General features: G+C 62.2%; 11 protein-coding genes. 2 read left to right on the top strand and 9 right to left on the bottom strand.

Translation table 11 applies throughout. The features are described from left to right. Window positions 1-9: 9 nt before the first annotated feature. Together J3P91_RS08685 and J3P91_RS08680 are read right to left on the bottom strand one after the other, a co-directional pair. On the bottom strand, window positions 10-432 hold the full coding sequence (locus J3P91_RS08685) for an HPF/RaiA family ribosome-associated protein (RefSeq protein WP_434569238.1): 423 nt from the start codon (window positions 430-432) through the stop codon (window positions 10-12). 65 nt (window positions 433-497) lie between these two features. Then, window positions 498-1,655, bottom strand: coding sequence for an MFS transporter (locus J3P91_RS08680; RefSeq protein WP_434603445.1), 1,158 nt, complete (start codon window positions 1,653-1,655; stop codon window positions 498-500). A gap of 98 nt (window positions 1,656-1,753) precedes the next feature. Between J3P91_RS08680 and J3P91_RS08675 the strand changes: the two genes are divergently transcribed. After that, the gene (locus tag J3P91_RS08675) at window positions 1,754-2,518 is read left to right on the top strand and encodes an AraC family transcriptional regulator (RefSeq protein WP_434603443.1); all 765 of its coding nucleotides are present in this window, start codon (window positions 1,754-1,756) and stop codon (window positions 2,516-2,518) included. 12 nt (window positions 2,519-2,530) lie between these two features. On the opposite strand, the gene J3P91_RS08670 is transcribed toward J3P91_RS08675, so the two are convergent. From J3P91_RS08670 to J3P91_RS08660, 3 genes are all read right to left on the bottom strand, one after another. Then, window positions 2,531-2,971: a carboxymuconolactone decarboxylase family protein gene (locus tag J3P91_RS08670; RefSeq protein ID WP_434603441.1), complete on the bottom strand. Its 441-nt coding sequence runs from the start codon at window positions 2,969-2,971 to the stop codon at window positions 2,531-2,533. 254 nt (window positions 2,972-3,225) lie between these two features. Further along, a complete protein-coding gene (locus J3P91_RS08665) occupies window positions 3,226-4,668 on the bottom strand; it encodes a mechanosensitive ion channel domain-containing protein (protein WP_434603439.1) in 1,443 nt (480 codons plus the stop codon). 217 nt (window positions 4,669-4,885) lie between these two features. Continuing rightward, the gene (locus J3P91_RS08660; RefSeq protein WP_434603437.1) at window positions 4,886-5,752 is read right to left on the bottom strand and encodes a pirin family protein; all 867 of its coding nucleotides are present in this window, start codon (window positions 5,750-5,752) and stop codon (window positions 4,886-4,888) included. 108 nt (window positions 5,753-5,860) lie between these two features. Between J3P91_RS08660 and J3P91_RS08655 the strand changes: the two genes are divergently transcribed. Beyond that, window positions 5,861-6,766, top strand: a complete 906-nt coding sequence (locus tag J3P91_RS08655) for a LysR family transcriptional regulator (RefSeq protein ID WP_434574250.1) — start codon at window positions 5,861-5,863, stop codon at window positions 6,764-6,766. Window positions 6,767-6,795: 29 nt separating this feature from the next. Here the strand turns inward: J3P91_RS08655 and J3P91_RS08650 are convergent, their stop codons facing one another. From J3P91_RS08650 to J3P91_RS08635, 4 genes are all read right to left on the bottom strand, one after another. Further along, complete coding sequence (locus tag J3P91_RS08650; RefSeq protein WP_434603435.1) at window positions 6,796-7,410, bottom strand: response regulator; 615 nt, start codon at window positions 7,408-7,410, stop codon at window positions 6,796-6,798. A 134-nt stretch (window positions 7,411-7,544) separates the two neighbouring features. Then, complete coding sequence (locus J3P91_RS08645) at window positions 7,545-7,949, bottom strand: hypothetical protein (RefSeq protein ID WP_434603433.1); 405 nt, start codon at window positions 7,947-7,949, stop codon at window positions 7,545-7,547. Between the two features lie 171 nt (window positions 7,950-8,120). Then, entirely contained in the window at window positions 8,121-11,765 is a 3,645-nt protein-coding gene (locus tag J3P91_RS08640; protein WP_434603431.1) for an ATP-binding protein, read from the bottom strand. Window positions 11,766-12,031: 266 nt separating this feature from the next. After that, window positions 12,032-13,366 (bottom strand): lysine N(6)-hydroxylase/L-ornithine N(5)-oxygenase family protein, encoded by a 1,335-nt coding sequence (locus J3P91_RS08635; RefSeq protein ID WP_434603429.1) that lies wholly within the window; start codon window positions 13,364-13,366, stop codon window positions 12,032-12,034. Window positions 13,367-13,424 lie beyond the last annotated feature (58 nt).

The raw sequence follows: 13,424 nt of genomic DNA, 5'->3' as shown, positions 1-13,424 counted from the left end.
CGTCTCCTTTTATTCTTTGCCACGAGCCTCTTGGTTTGCGAGGAAATCTTCCTCCAGCATGGCGTCCACCAATTCCGGTGGAGCCTCATCCACCGGAGCGGTCACGCGCCCCATGGATTCGACGGCGGGGTTGAGCTTGCCGACCTGATGATCGAGCGCATGCAGCATTTTCTCGGCGGCGCCCTCGACCGCCAGCTCCAGGCTTTCGGCCTTGTGGCTTACGGAGATGGCCGCAACGCCTTGCAGGCGCGCCTCGATCTGGCAGCGTTTGTCAGCGGCGCCGCCCTTCTGGGCGTTCTCGTCGCTGACGTGGATTTCAACCCGGGCCAACTGGTCTTCGAAACGCTGTAGCGCGTCCACCACCGTACTGCCGACCCACTCCTGCAATCGGACACTGCCCTCGATATGGTTGCTGTTGACTTGAACTTGCATGATCGACTCCTCTGACAAAGGCGGCTTTGGGCCGCCTATTGTGGGTAGAAGAAAAGTGATCGGGCTTAGTTCCCGGCACGGGATGACTGGCGTTTGGCACGCAGCAACTGGCGCACCGTCAAGCCCACCGCCAGCGTGCCGCAAAGAATCAAGGTCCAGCCCAGCGCCTGGAACCAGGCCGCGAGCATCAGCGCAGCGCCGATCAGCACGTAGTAGAACAGGCCGAACAGCGCGCCGGCCGTGCCCAGGCAATCCTTGTAATGTACGAGCGCCGCACCCAGGACGTTGGGGATTGCCATGCCGAACGCCAGCACGACCAGCAACATCGGTGCGACAAAGCTGCCGCTGTCGAGCAGGCCTTGCACACCCGAACCGCCCACCAGCAGGACAATCGCCGCCAGGGCCGACAATTGTTTGCCGTCGAATCCGCGTGCCAGCAGGCGCTTGTTGAGCCAGGCGCCCAAACCTGAACCCAACGCCAGAACCACTCCGCTGTAACCGAACATGGCGGGACTCAAGCCGAGCCGTTCGAACTGGAACGGTGCGAGGTTGTAGTAGCTGAACAGCGCCACGTTGAACGCAGCCACCAGCCATGCCGAACGCCAGATGGCCGGGTCCACCAGCATGCGCCAGAGGATTTTCAACAGCGGCGGTGGAGGCAGTCGGACCGGCAAGGTTTCGGGCAAGGCACACACGCACCACAGCAGCAGGATCAACGACAGCAGCAGGAGTGCACCGAGTACGCCTTGATACCCGAAGAGCTCCACCAGGCCCGCGCCGCTGAACAGACCGATAGCCGGACTGGCCGCCAATGCGATACCGATGATCGAGAAGACCTGGCCCAGTTCGGCGCCTTGGAAGCGGTCACGCAAAACCGTTTGGGTCACTACCGAACCGACTGCGGCGCCGAACGCGGCCAAGGCCTGAAAGGCCAGCAACGCGTCAAAGCTGGAGGCGTTCAAACCGAGCACGGTTGCAGCCCCGTACAACGCGAGGCCGGCCAGCATGACGGGCCGACGGCCCGCGCGATCACAGAGGCGCCCCCATACCACCACTCCGAGAGCGAACCCCAGGAAAAACACCGAAAGCGTCTGCGCCGCCATTTGGGCGCTGACGGCAAAGGCCTGGCTGATGTCTGCCAATGCAGGGCTGTAAAGGGTCTGGGCGATCTGGGGAAACATGACCAGGGCGATCGCCAGATGAAGCAGAGGACGGGATGTCATGGAAAGTGCTCGCTGAAAGAATGGCGAGCAGTCTATAAACGCTATGACTGTCGTATTATCCAAGGCCTGACAATAAATCGCTGAAATCGGACAAACTCATGGCTTGGCTCGACGCTCACGCCCGCTTCGACCCCGATCGCCATCACGCGCCGGTCGTTGGCATCGCCGCAACGCTGGGTCATCACGATTCTGGCTTGCACGCTCACCGGCGTGGGCAATTGCTGTTCACCTTTCAGGGCTGCACGCGCATCACCTCGCAGCGGCAGCTTTGCCTGCTGCCTCCCTCAAGAGCGGCCTGGATTCCACCGGGCACGCCGCATCGCGCAGTGATGCAACAGAGCGTGGAGTATCGATCGATCTACCTGACGCCGGCTCTGTGCGCCGATCTACCTTCGCAAGTGCGCATCATCGAGGTATCGCCACTGCTGCGCGCCGTACTTGAACCAATCGCCCACGCTGCGTTTGACAGCGACTGGATGCAGGGCCGCAACGCGCATCTGCTGGGCCTGTGCCTGGAGGAAATCCGCCAGGCGGCGCCACAACCGATGCTGCTGCCGCTGCCTCAAGACAAGCGCCTGGCGCCGCTGCTCAAAACACTGGAACAATTGCCACCGGCGCTGGCTGTGCTGGAGCAGCAGATCGGCGCGAGTGGCCGGACCATCGGGCGAATCCTGCAACGGGAAACCGGCATGAGCTATCAGCAGTGGCGTCAGCAATGGCGCTTGATGCGTGCCATTGAGCTGCTCGCCACCGGTCGCAGCCTGAGCTATTGCGCTTTCGAACTGGGCTTTGCCAGCGACAGCGCCTTTATCGCTTTCTTCAAGCTCATGACCGGTCTCACGCCCAAGAACTACCTGAGGTAAGCAGGGCTCGAATCAAACCTCGGGCATTTTCCGAAAGCCCACCGCCAGCCGATTCCAGCCGTTGATGGCGTTGATCGCCACGGTCAGGTCGACCATCTCCTTGGGCGTGAAATGCTCGCTCAGCAGCGCGTAGTCCGCGTCCGGCGCATGGGTCTCGCTCAGGCGTGTCAGCGCTTCGGTCCAGGCCAACGCGGCGCGTTCACGGCCGGTAAAGAACGGTGCTTCGCGCCAGGCGGTCACCGCGTACAGGCGCCGCTCGGTCTCGCCGTCCTTGCGCGCATCGGCGGTGTGCATGTCGATGCAGAATGCGCAGCCGTTGATCTGCGAAGAACGCAGCTTGACCAGCTCCAGCAGGGACTTTTCCAGGCCCAGTTTCGACACCGTGTTTTGCAGCGTCAGCATGGCTTTGTAGGCGTCGGGGGAAGCGGTATAAAAATCGATACGCGGTTGCATGGTGAACTCCTGAAACAATGAGGTGTGGCGCTACGTTAGCCCTGCCCTGGCGCCGGACAAATAGCCAATTGTTGGGAAGTTCGGGTGGCCAATGGTCCGGAAATCAAAGAATACTTTCGTGGCGAGGGAGCTTGCTCCCGCTCGGCTGCGCAGCAGTCGTAAACCGGCTGGCACGGTTTACCCGCTGCACCGAGGTGTCTGGTTTTGGGGCCGCTGCGCAGCCCAGCGGGAGCAAGCTCCCTCGCCACAGGCACTCAGGCGCGGCTGCGCAACCATTGCAGAAAACGCTTCTTGGCCACTGGCTTGGGCACGTCGCGAGTCAGGTTCTGGGCCAGGTGCATACGCACGTCCAGAAGGTTTTTCATCGCGTCGTTGATATCGCGACGGGCTTCGAGGCAGGGCTTGAGGTAGCTGTTCTCGATGCGATACAGGGTGCAGAACGTCTTGGCGGAGAAGTTCGCCAGTGCGGCTTGTTCGGCGACGATTCCGGCTTCGCCAATGACTTCCCCCGGTCCCATGCGCCCGCCCTCCAGCGGCTGGCCGTTACGCATGAGCGTCACGCTGACCACCCCGGACTCGATGATGAACAGATGATCGCTGACCTCCCCGGCCGCCAGGATCACGTCGCCGGCGCGGAAGGTTTGCAGGGTCATGTTCTGGCTGAAGGTGTCTTTTTCATCCTGGCGCAGGGTCGAGAAAATGTTCGAGCTCTCCAGCAATGCCCGAGGCCGCGACACCACCGCGGGAGCCGCGCTTTCACTGGTAGATAGCAGGCTCACGCCGGACGCCTGCAAATGCCGGAACGCCAGGTCGAACAACTGGTTGCGCACCCCGCGCTTCTGGCCCATCGAGGCAACGAACCCACTGATCTCGTATTCCGCCCCGCCACTGCCGGTGCTTTTCAGCGCCACGCAGGGCTCCGGGCTCGACAGCAACGCACGGCAGCCGACCATCGCCCGCTCCAGTGCGTCGATTACCGTTTGCGGCCGTGCGTGAGGGCTCACCTGGATGCTGATCGACAAGCCATGGACATCGCTGGGGCGGCTGAAATTGATGATCTTGGCCTTTGCCGCCAGCGAGTTGGGGATCACCGCCATGCTCCCTTGGGAGGTCTGTAGCCGTGTAGCCCGCCAATCGATGTCGGTGACCCGGCCTTCGGTGCCGTCGATGGAAATCCAGTCATCGACCTGATAGGGCTTTGTGGTATTGAGCACGATGCCGGAGAAAACATCGCTGAGCGTGCTCTGCAACGCCAGGCCGACGATGATTGCCATCGCGCCGGACGTCGCCAGCACGCCTTTGACCGGCAGGTCGAGCACATACGCCAACGCGGCGATGACCGCGACCAGGAAAATCACCGCACCGAGCAGGTCCTGCAATAGCCGCCCGGTATGGCCGACCCGTTGCATCATCACTGCACCGATCATCACCGTCAGGGTGCGCGCGGCGAACAACCACCAGCCGATCTGCAAGCCGGTCGCCGCGAGGTGCCGGGGCACGTCGTCGACCCACTGGGCTTTTTCCATGGGATTGAGGCCTTCGTTGAACAGCAGCACGCTGAACAACGAAAAGATCAGCAGCCGTACACCGATTTTCCAGTAGGTCCGGTCGGCGCTGACCAGCCGCCACAACACCAGATCGAGCACAAGCAGTGCCAGGGCACAGAGCAGCGGGTGGTCGGTGAACAGAGACAGCATCGGGACAGCTCCAGGAAGGCCATTGGCGAAGATTGGCACAGAATGAACACGCTGTAGAGGTCACCCCAGGACAAATCCCAGGTGCGCCCCAGCCCCCCTGTGGGAGCGAGGCTGCTCGCGAAGGCGGCGGTCCATTCAACATTGATGCAAGCTGAACCAGTGCTATCGCGAGCAAGCTCGCTCCCACAGGTGAGGTCTACGGGGCTATGCGACCACTTCAGCCCTGCATCCGGCCGAAGCGCCCGGAATGGAAATCCTCGAAGGCCTGGAGGATTTCCTGCTGGCTGTTCATCACGAACGGGCCATGGCCGACGATGGGTTCATCGATGGGCTCGCCACTGAGCAACAGGACCACCGCGTCATGATCGGCTTGCAGGCTCAATTGGTCGCCGGCCCGTTCGAACAGGGCCAGTTGCCCTTGCTCGACGCGTTCACGGCCGTTGACCTGGACGGTACCGCGCAGCACTACCAATGCGGTGTTGTAACCGTCATGCACGGCCACGGTCAGGTGCTTCCCGGCGTTCAGGCGGATGTCCCAGACGTCGATCGGGGTAAAGGTTTTCGTCGGGCCTTGATGCCCTTCGAAGGACCCGGCAATCAGGCGCAAGCTACCGGCTCCGTCCTTCAGCGCGACCTGTGGAATGTCGCCCTTGAGAATGGTCTGGTAGCCGGCCGGCGCCATCTTGTCCTTGGCGGGCAAGTTGACCCACAGCTGGACCATTTCCATGAACCCGCCCTGCCGGGCGAAGGCTTCGGAGTGGAACTCTTCGTGAATGATGCCGGACGCCGCGGTCATCCATTGCACGTCACCGGGGCCGATCTTGCCGCCGCTGCCAGTCGAATCGCGATGTTCCAGTTCGCCCTGGTAGACGATGGTCACGGTTTCGAAACCACGATGAGGGTGCTGGCCTACGCCGCGTCGCTCGCTGGTCGGTGCGAATTCGCTGGGGGCCGCATGATCGAGCAGCAGGAACGGGCTGACATGTTTGCCCAGATTATCGTAGGAAAACAGCGTGCGAACCGGAAAGCCGTCGCCGACCCAATGAGGCCGCGGACTGGTATAGACGCCGGTGATGTTTTTCATGCTGAGTCTCCAATCGGGTGTTGCCATTCGATGGAACAGCTTAAAACCGCAACCCTTGATGCGCTAGACTGCAAAAATCGGCCGTAGCGTTCCACCAGGAGAACGATCATCGAAGACCTCAACACCCTGTACTACTTCACCCAAGTGGTCGAACACGGCGGCTTCGCCCCCGCTGGCCGGGCGCTGGACATGCCCAAGTCCAAGCTCAGCCGGCGTATCGCCCAGCTGGAGGAGCGCCTGGGGGTCAGGCTGATCCATCGCACCAGCCGGCATTGTTCGTTGACGGAAATCGGCCAGGCCTATTACCAGCGCTGCCTGGCCATGCGGGTCGAGGCTGAAAGTGCCGCCGAAGTGATCGAACGCAACCGCTCGGAACCCCAGGGGCTGGTGCGCATCAGTTGCCCGACGGCGCTGCTCAACAGCTGGGTCGGACCGATGCTGACCCGCTACATGGTCAAGTACCCGCGGGTGGAGCTGTTCATCGAGAGCACCAACCGCCGCGTCGACCTGCTCCACGAAGGGTTCGATATCGCGTTGCGGGTCCGTTTTCCCCCGTTGGAAAACACTGACATGGTCATGAAGGTGCTGAGCAACAGCACCCAGTGCCTGGTGGGGAGCCCGGTCTATCGTGAAGGCCTGTCGTCCCCCGCCTCGCCGGCGGACCTCAATGGCCTGCCGAGCGTCCACTGGGGTTCGGCGCAACGTGAATACCAATGGGAGCTGTTCGGCCCGGACGGCACCCGCGCGCTGATCCGCCACGCACCGCGCATGGTCACCGACGACCTGCTGGCCTTGCGTCATGCGGTGCTGGCGGGCATCGGCATCGCCCACCTGCCCACGGTCGTGGTACGCGAAGACCTGGCCGCCGGACGCCTGGTGGAACTGGTGCCGGGCTGGGCACCGAAATGCGGGATCGTCCATGCGATATTCGCCTCACGCCGTGGCTTGCTGCCCTCGGTGCGAACCCTGATCGACTTCCTCGCCGAGGAGTTCAGCCAGAGCGACATGGCCTAGCGCATGCGGCAAGGCGCTCCCCACGGTCCCTACAAGTGATTGCGCTTGGCGAAATCCGACAGGCCCACCAGGGTTTTCAAGCCAAGCTTTTCCAGCAGGCGGGTCTTGTAGGTGCTGACCGTCTTGGGGCTCAGGAACAAAGCTTCGGCGACGTCCTTGCCGCGCATGCCCATGGCCAGCATCCGCAGGATTGATAACTCGCGGATCGAGAGACTCTCCAGCGCCTGCTGTTCGGTGCGCTGCTGGAAATCCAGGCGGACGGACATCTGTGGGAAATAGGAATAACCGGACTTCAATGCATGAATGGCCTTGGTCAATTCCTTCAGGTCGCTTTTCTTGGTGACAAACCCTCGGGCCCCCGCCGAGATACAGCGATTGCAGAAATGCTGGGCATCCTGGGAGGTAAACACCAGCACCCCGCATGACGGGAACTCGGCCATGATCCAGCTCAACAGTTCAAGGCCGTCGAAACCGTTCATTACCAAATCCAGGATTACCAGGTCGGGTATGCCTTCCTTGATCAAGGCCCTGGCTTGCGCCACGCTGCTGGCATCGCGGACCTGCGCAGCCCCTTCATTCTGGCAAATGAGCCGCAACGCTCCTCGAATGACAGGGTGGTCGTCCACGATCAACATGTCTTTCACGGCAACTCCCAGGGTAATTACAAATGACATTGGTGCCAGACGGCATCGAACTCTTGCACAAGCGGTGGGCAGGATTCACCTGTCAGATCTGACAGGTGCGACCAGTGGTCATTGGCCCGGCGACAACCACCTCGTCAAGAGCGCGCCCGCTCGCTGATACGCGCTCCCTCGGCACGAGCCATCAGGCAGGCCAGTGCAACAGGTTCGGGCAACGCGGCCTGGCTCAGTTGCACGTGAGACCGGCGCCCGCCTACCTGCGGCGACACGCCAGCCTGCGGCATGTTGTAGATCAACCCGTGAAGCACCTGGGGGTTGTCGACCAGAAAATCGGCTAACTCCACTCCGCCACTTGCCAGTCTGGCATTGGCGACGATCACGTCGAACGGCTCGCTGCCATACTCCACCAGCAGCAACAATTCCTCCATGTCGTTCACCGGAGCAATCCGGAAATAACCCTGCTGGTTGAACAGGCGCTCAAGCTTCATTCGATGAAAATGCTCTGAATCGGCGATCATGATACGTAATGCTTTGTTCGGCATGACGGGCATCCAATGGCAACGCGACGGGTAAGGCGGCCCATGAACGTCAGGAGGCGTCAGGCTAGAGAAAGCTTCCAAAGGACGCTGTAGGAAAAATCTTAAAAACCGGGTAAATGGCGCCCATGGCGCCGTCCCGCGGTCAATATCCCCTCATGCCGGTCAGGAACCACTTCAACCTGGCCAGAGCGACGAAGCACGCAGCCGCCCGGTCAAATGTTCGAGCGCCTGCTGCAAGTCGCCCACCGCATCGGCCAACGACGACGCATCCCGGCCCCGGCAAGCGTCTTCCAGGGCATCGCACGCGCTAACCAGACCTTGCGCCCTGACCATCCGCGCCCCGCCCTTGATCCGATGCGCCAGGTCGGCGAGTCCGGGCAGATCATGCCGGGCGGACAAGCGCAGCAACTGCGCGGTGTCTTCGGTATTGCAGGTGACCAGTTCGCTGATCAGGCTGTTCAGCGCCTCCGTATCGCCGCCGGTCAACTGCGCCAGGCCGTCCAGGTCAAAATCATCCGTGGGCGCCTCGGCCTCCGTTCCAGGAAACCCTGCGGCCGGTTCCGGAAGAACCTGCGCAAGACGCGCACCGAGGACTTCGAGACCGATGGGCTTGAACAGGCAGTCGTTCATTCCCGCGTCGATGCAACGCTTCTTTTCTTCTGGCTGGGCATTGGCGGTGAACCCCAGTATCAATATCGGCGACAGGCCTCGCGCGCGCTCCTCTTCACGAATGGCTCGGGTCAATGCGTAGCCGTCCATCAGGGGCATGTTGCAGTCGGTAATGACCATGTCGAAGCGCCCGGCGCGCCACGCTTGCAGGCCTTGCACACCCTCCGCAGCCTCCTCCACACGATGGCCCAGGTAACTCAGTTGCTGGCACAGCAGCAGGCGATTGGCCGGATAGTCATCGACCACCAGAATGGCCAGCGCCCGCATCGGCAACGGCGCCTTGCCCCCGGCAAGCGGAGCCTGGAGCAAGGCGTCGAGCAGCGGCAGATCCAGCCGGATCTCGACCTGCGTGCCCTCCCCCGGCAGGCTGCTCATCGTCAGCGTGCCGCCCATCATTTCGCACAAGGTCCGGCTGATGACCAACCCCAGCCCGGAACCGCCGCGGGTCGACTCGCGGTTGTCGCCAACCTGGGTGAACGGCTGGAACAGCCGCTGCTGGTCTTCAAAGGAAATCCCGCTGCCGGTGTCTTCCACTCGCAGGCAAACAGCGAGTCGCCGGTCTTCGCTGCCGGGGACGGCCTCGGCGATCAAGCGCACCTGGCCCTGATCGGTGAACTTGATCGCGTTGCTGAGCAGGTTCGACAGCACCTGCTTGAAGTGCAACGGATCGATCAGCACGTCGCGGTCGAGCTCATCGTCCAGCGTCAATTGCAGGCCCAGGTGTTTCTGCCGGGCCAGGCCTTCGAAGATCCGCGCCACCGACTCGACCAGCTCCCGCAGGTTGGCGCGCTCCGGCGCCAGCGACATCCGCCCGGACTCGATACGGGCAACATCGAGGATGTCGCCGATCAACGCCAGCAAGCCATGGGCAGCGCCCGAAGCGACCTCGATGGCCGCCCGATCGACAATGCCTTCTTCGGCCTTTTTCAGCGCCAGTTCGAGCATGCCGATCACGGCGTTCATCGGCGTGCGGATCTCGTGGCTCATCGTCGCCAGGAACGTGGTCTTGGCCCGGTTGGCGTCATCCGAACCGTCCTTGGCAATGCGCAATTGTTCGAGCAGGTGCTGGCGTTCGCTGACGTCGATCCAGCCGCCGATCATGCCACTGACCGCGCCGTCGCTGCCGCGATACGGCAGCATCCATTGATAGATGGTCAGCACCTCGCCGTTGGCCACGGTCAGGCGGCGGTCCTGGACCCGTGGCAAGCCCTCCTCCATGACCCTTAGATAGTCATGGTGGTAGAGCCGCGCTTCGACCGGATCCCCCGGCGCGCTTTCGAGCAGGGTCTTGCCGACAACGCTCTGCCGTTCGGCACCGAATACCTCCAGGTAGCCGCTGTTGCACAACACTAGCCGCGCCTCGCGATCACGGACATAGATCGGATGCGGCGTTCCATCGATCAATACCCGCATGAATTCCAGTTGGTCGTTGAGGGCGACTTCGGCCTGCCGACGCTTGCGTATCAGATGGCGCAGATAGCCGATCCAGCCCAGCGCCAGGAGCAACAGCAGTGCAGCGATGGCGAAGCCTTGGAGAACGGTGGCGCGGTGGCGCAGCCAATAACTGTCTTCCACAACGATTTCCGTACGCCAGCGGTTGGTCAGTTCGTCCATTTCCTCAGGGGCAACGCTGAGCAGCGCCTTGTCCAGGATCGAGTGCAACTGCGGCGCGTCCCGGCGAGTGCCCAAGGCGATCAGCGCCGGCTCGGTGCCGACGGTGCAGGTGATCTGCAGCGTGTCGCGGTACTGACGGGAGATCATGTAGCTGGCACTGAGCAGCGGGCTGATCGCCGCGTCCACCGCGCCGGAAGCCACCATGGCCAGGGCATCGGCGGCGTTTTGCGCCGGCACCAGTTGGACGTCGGGAAATTGCTGCAGCAGGTAATCGCGCAGCACATTGCCGCGCACCAGCGCCAGGCGCTTGCCGGCCATCTGCTCCGGCGTGACGGGGGCCTGGGTATCCAGGGCGGCCACGAGCACGTAGGGATTGCTCAAATAAGGTCGGGTGGAACTCAGTTCATCGGCGTAGTCGGAACCCGGTGGGAACGCCGCCACGACGTCGGCCTCGCCGCCCTTAACCTGCGCGATCAGATCCTCAAGCGACTCACCGTGCCGGATATCGAATTTCAGCCCAGTGCGCAGGCTGATTTTCGCCAGCACATCGGCACTGATACCGCGAAAGTGTCCCTGCTGATCAATGAACGTCAGCGGCATGAAATGATCATTGATCACCACCCTGATCCGCGGATGCGTGTCCAGCCAGCGCTGCTCGTTGACACTGAAATGCAGGCGCTGATGGCCGGGCATGCTTGCGCCACCGGCACTCCAGCGGCGCAGGATCGCCATGCGCTCGGTGCCGGGAATGGCTTGCAAGGCGCTGTTGATGATCCGCAGCAGGCGCGTATTGTCACGCGCCAGGGCAAACGCGAACGGCTGCACTTCCAAGCGTGAAAAATCGGCCAACTGGACGTTATTCAGGTAGTTCTTGGTGATCAGGTAATGGGCACTGATCGAGTCCCCCAGATAGACGTCGGCCTGGCCGAAAGCCACGGCACCGATTGCGCTCAGGGTCGACGGGTACAGCTGCAGCGAAGCCTTGGGGTAAAAAGCCTTGACCGCTTCAGGGGGCAGATAGTGATAAAGCATCGCCACCCGCTTGCCCGCCAGGTCCGGCGCGAGCTTGCGATTGTCACCGGCACGGGTCACCAGGGTCGGCTGGTCATCGGCGTAGGCCTGGGACATCGCCAGTTCCGGGTCGCCAGCCTCGAAGCCATTGGCGCTGCCGAGCATGTCGATTGCACCGCCGCGCAGGGCCTGCAGCGCCTCGGCCCGCGACGGGTACCGGCGCACCTGCACATCGACCTGCAACAACTGACCGAGCAACCCGGCGTAATCGGCGGTCAGGCCTTCGTATTCATGGCCATTGCCGGTGATACCGAACGGCGCATAATCCGGCGCCGAGGCGCCCAGCAGCAACGAGCCCTTGTCGCGCAGCCAGGCCTGGTCGGCTGCGTCCAGTGACACCGAATAACCGCTCACGGTGGAACGCCCAAGCACCTGCAGCGACTCGGGCGCAGCGACGGTCTCCGGCGCCATGCTCAATAAACCCAGCCACAACGCCGCCAGGCTCATGCGTGAAAACACAATCATCGGATCAGAGGGTTTCGCCTGGCCTTGGCAGAGTTGGCGCGGGAGCGCCACCGAACCTGGGTGAAAATAAGGTTCTGCCTGCCAAAGCAAGGGAACAGCGAACCGTCAGCGTGCCTGTCGCAAAATACAGCAAGCGTGACTGGAGTGTAGGAAGTTTCTGAAGAATTTCCTGATGTGTTATCGAGTAATAACATCGCTCAGGCGCAGACGGCGATCCGTGGTATTGCGCTCAAGCGCAGCCCGGGATCGCCGCCTGCCGGCAGACCTTATGCCGTGGCCAGCAATCGTTCCCGTACCGATTGGCCCAGGCCGCGTTCCTTGCCGTGCTCATAGAGCGAGCCGGCGATTTCGTCGGCGCGCACCGGCAGGATCGACAGCAAGGTATCGCTCAAACCATGGCTGGCCTGACAAAAGCCCTGCATGTAGATGGCGGCCTTGCAGCGCTCATCGGTGATCAGTTTGTAGTTGCGATCCACCTCGAAATCGCCGAGGTATTGCGCCAGCGGCTCCAGCAAGGTGCGGTGCATCTGGCGCTCGTAGCCGGTGGCGAGCACCACCGCGTCATAGCGCCGGTTTGTCAGCTCGCCGGTGGCGTTGTTGCGCATGGCCAACTCCACGCCATTCTCCGTGGCCGTGGCTTTTTCGATCGTGGTCAGGGTACGGAACGCATGGCGGGCGATGCCCGAGACTTTCTGGCGATAGAAAATCCCGTAGATGCGTTCGATGAGGTCAATGTCCACCACCGAATAATTAGTGTTGTGGTATTCGTTGACCAGCCGCTCGCGCTCGCTGTGGGGTTGCTGGAACACCAGGTCGGTGAATTCCGGCGAAAACACTTCGTTGACGAACGGGCTGTCGTCGGCAGGCTTGAGGGCCGAGCCGCGCAGGATCATGTCGACCTGCGCCGATGGGAAGCTGTCGTTGAGGTCGATGAAGGCTTCGGCTGCGCTCTGGCCGCCGCCGATGATCGCGATTTTCATTGGCTGGCCGCTCACGCACGGTTGGGTTGCCATGCGCTCCAGGTACTGCGAGTGATGGAACACCCGCGCATCTTCCCTGAACCCTTTGAACGCCTCGGGGATGCGCGGCGTGCCGCCAGCGCTGACCACCACCGAACGCGTGGTGCGCACACACTCCTCGCCCCGTCCGTTGCGGGAAATCACTCGTAGCGCTTCAACCTGCTGGTTGTGCAGCACCGGCTCGATGCGCAGCACCTCTTCGCCGTAGCGGCTCTGGCCGGCGAACTGCGCCGCCACCCAGCGCAGGTAGTCGTTGTACTCCATGCGACACGGGTAGAAGGTGCCGAGGTTGATGAAATCCACCAGGCGGCCATGGTGCTTGAGGTAATTGACAAACGAGTACGGGCTGGTCGGGTTGCGCAGCGTCACCAGATCCTTGAGGAAGGAAATCTGCAATTCGCTCTGGGTCACCAGTGTATTGCCGTGCCAGCGGTAGTCGGCCTGTTTGTCGAGGAACAACACATCCAGTTCGCCCTGGACCGGGCCACGTTCCTGGAGCGCGATGGCCAGCGCCAGGTTCGAAGGGCCGAAGCCGATGCCGATCAAATCGTGAACGGTGGGCGCTGCAATTGCCTGTGTCATGTCCAGTGTCCTCTGGAGAAGCCCCTCAACAGGGCGCGAAAGCCTGGGTGACTTGAGC

Origin of the sequence: Pseudomonas sp. Z4-7, from assembly GCF_051131965.1 — a bacterium.
GTDB lineage: Bacteria > Pseudomonadota > Gammaproteobacteria > Pseudomonadales > Pseudomonadaceae > Aquipseudomonas.
Note: the sequence above shows the minus strand (reverse complement) of the source record. Positions and strands in the feature narration are given on the sequence as shown.